This window comes from Candidatus Phytoplasma crotalariae, from assembly GCF_030586865.1.
Lineage (GTDB): Bacteria > Bacillota_I > Bacilli_A > Acholeplasmatales > Acholeplasmataceae > Phytoplasma > Phytoplasma citri.
On the sequence record NZ_JAOSIR010000043.1, the window covers coordinates 1 to 2,758 of the forward strand.

The 2,758-nt window shown below is 18.8% G+C and carries 4 protein-coding genes; 3 read left to right on the plus strand and 1 reads right to left on the minus strand.

Features of this window, described 5'->3' with window-relative positions; all coding sequences use genetic code 11:
• The 3 genes from OC683_RS02235 to OC683_RS02245 all read left to right on the plus strand — a co-directional run.
• On the plus strand, nt 1-197 hold a 197-nt coding region (locus OC683_RS02235; protein ID WP_304514916.1), incomplete at its 5' end, for a hypothetical protein.
• Between the two features lie 130 nt (nt 198-327).
• Nucleotides 328-558 (plus strand): hypothetical protein, encoded by a 231-nt coding sequence (locus OC683_RS02240; RefSeq protein ID WP_304514917.1) that lies wholly within the window; start codon nt 328-330, stop codon nt 556-558.
• Nucleotides 559-793: 235 nt separating this feature from the next.
• On the plus strand, nt 794-1,054 hold the full coding sequence (locus tag OC683_RS02245; RefSeq protein ID WP_304514918.1) for an ATP-binding protein: 261 nt from the start codon (nt 794-796) through the stop codon (nt 1,052-1,054).
• 488 nt (nt 1,055-1,542) lie between these two features.
• Here OC683_RS02245 and OC683_RS02250 read toward each other — a convergent pair whose 3' ends face one another.
• Entirely contained in the window at nt 1,543-1,959 is a 417-nt protein-coding gene (locus OC683_RS02250; protein WP_304514919.1) for an effector protein, read from the minus strand.
• Nucleotides 1,960-2,758: the final 799 nt, after the last annotated feature.

A 2,758-nucleotide genomic window follows, 5' to 3' on the forward strand; every position in this document is an offset into this window, starting at 1 on the left:
TCAAAGAAATGAATGAAAAAGAAAAGAGAATAATCACCCTTGTAGTTTCTAGCACAAGTACTTCCAAAATAATCACTTTTTTTCAACCTTTGTGTTTTAACAACGAAAAAAACCAATTCTCTTATATATGCTTCATTAATTCTTTTTTGTCTAATTTAATAATTATACTTGTTTTACACAAGATGAAACGATGGTAATAATTATTTATAAATTAGAATATTTTTCTTGAGTTAAAATTATGTTAAATAATTTAATTGAACCAAAATATTTTAATATTTTTATTAAATTAAAAATATAAAAAATAAATAATATAATAAAAATGATATAATGTGTTATAAGATAGTTTTTTTACAAACAGTTTTTTGTTTATTGTTCGAAAAAAGAATTAAAAATTTTAAAAGAAAAATAAATTCTAATCATTTTGAATTTGGTTTAATTTATGGACGCAGAAGAATAAGAAAAACTAAATTATTGAAAGAAATTAATAAACATTTTTCTTCTATATATTTTGTAGCTGAAGAAACAGGTTTAGATATTAATTTACAAAGATTAAGTTAAGAGATTTCCTTTTATTTTAAGGAACCTATTACTTTTAGTAATTACGAGAATCTTTTTATATATTTAGCTAAAAAAGTCAACATCAAAAAATTATTCTTATAATTTATGAATTTTCTTATTTATTAAAAAATAATGCAGATATTTTGTCTATTTTACAAAATATTATTGATAAATATTTACAAAACTCTAATATCAAATTAATTTATCAGGCAGTCATATAGGGATGTTAGAAGATATGTTTGTGTATTATAAACCTCTTTATGGTAGAATTAAATTAAAAACTTTTGATTATGCAGAATCTCATTTGTTTTATCTTCGAGCTAGTTTAGAAGAGAAAATTATTTTTTATAGTATTTTGGGTGGATTACCTTTTTATCTTCAAAAAATAGATGATACCAAAAGTGTTAAAAAATATATTATTTTAGGTTTTTTTTCTAAAAAAGGATATCAACAAGAAGTAATTCAAAACCAAAAAGATATTTTTTATATAATTTAGAGGATTTATATTCCCTTTAAAATTATTCAATGATATCAATATATTTCGGAATACACAACCAAAAAAATTTATTGTCCGTTCATTCTAGATTCTAATAACTTAATTAAGTATCAAACATAATTACTTCATTTATTCACAAAAATATTATAATGATATTTAAAAAACTAAAAAGTTAGATTTATTTTATTCGATAAAAGAATTAATTTTACTTCACATATTTGTTGAAAATTATTATTAAAAAAATTAGAGTGCCAAAGATGCCTTTTAAAACAAAAAAAAGACTAACTTAAGAGTTAGTCTTCAAAAATTTTAAAAAGTAAAAAGTGTCTAAAGTTTGGGAAAACCTCATTCCTTTCAGGTTTTATCAGCCCTGGCTATTGGTTAAATAGCACGAAATTTAGGCCTCTTTGGTGCCCATATTTTGATAATGATTGATAAATTTATTCATTGACGGATTAGTGCTTTATTAATTTTAAAAAAGCGCGACATTATTTTTTCTTTAAAAAATCTAATTTTTTTCTTAATTTAAGTTCCAATTCTATTTGTTCTAAATGTAAGTCATATAAATTTGTTTTAAGATTATTTTTTTTTTCTTTTAAGCAAGAAATTTGATATTTAAAAAAATTTTTAGAAACATTAAAATTGGATTTATTTTTAATTCTGGAATTCAACAATAACAATTCTTTGTTTACTGTATCAATTTCTTTTAATAATTCATTTTTTTTCCTGGACAATTGATCTATTTTTTCTCTTAAAATTTCTACTTTTGTTTCCGAACAATCAAATAATATTTCAGAAGATTCTGTTCTTTTAACTGCTGAATAATTCGAACCAGCGTAAAATATATAAGATTTTCGATTATTTATAAATATTAAAGCTAAGCAAATGATAAATAAACAAATCATATTGATTTTTTTTGTAAACTTGAAATTCATATGATAAACAACTTTCTAATGAAATTGACAAATATTTATAAATTTTTTTATAAATTGATGAATATTTTTAAAAACTTAATAATAATTTTATTAAATAAAAATATAATTTGATTAAATTGCAATTTTTTTTCTTAAATATATATGTTTAATATTAATAGAAAAAATATTATTAATTTAGTTTCTCAAATCAAAAAAATGTTCATATTATTTTATTTAAATTTAATATATTAAGATAAAATTAATAATTATATAAATTTTATTAAATATTTAATACATTTTTATTATATAATTTTTTGAAATTTTATTTTCATAATAATGGAAAATTTAATTTTTAAATTACATAATTATGAATTCTTTATTATTTTAAAAATATTAAAAAATAATTTTATTTTCAATATTAATATTAAAAAACATGTAACAATTTAAATTTATTGTTTATAAAAATTAATATTAATTAGATTTATTAATGATAATGATAAATCCAAAAATTGATCTTTTAACAAAAATATCTTATTTTTATCTTTACGAATTTATTTTTAAATTATAAATAAGAGAAAAAATTATTTTTACTTTATTAAAAAATAAATTTAAAGGATTATAATTTTTCAAATTATTTTTAAAAACAATATGCCTTCGATTAATATTTACAGCTAATCATTTAACTAGTTAGGGCGCCAAAGATGCCTAAATTTCGTGTTATTTAACCAATAACCAGGGTCGATAAACTCTGAAAGGGTATGGTCGGTCAGACAGATGAAAAAATGTCAGA

Excerpts from the sequence above, each read along its gene's own strand:
- OC683_RS02240 (WP_304514917.1), top strand. The coding sequence starts at position 328 with ATGTGTTATAAGATAGTTTTTTTACAAACAGTTTTTTGTTTATTGTTC.
- OC683_RS02245 (WP_304514918.1), top strand. The coding sequence starts at position 794 with ATGTTTGTGTATTATAAACCTCTTTATGGTAGAATTAAATTAAAAACT.
- OC683_RS02250 (WP_304514919.1), bottom strand. The coding sequence starts at position 1,959 with ATGATTTGTTTATTTATCATTTGCTTAGCTTTAATATTTATAAATAAT.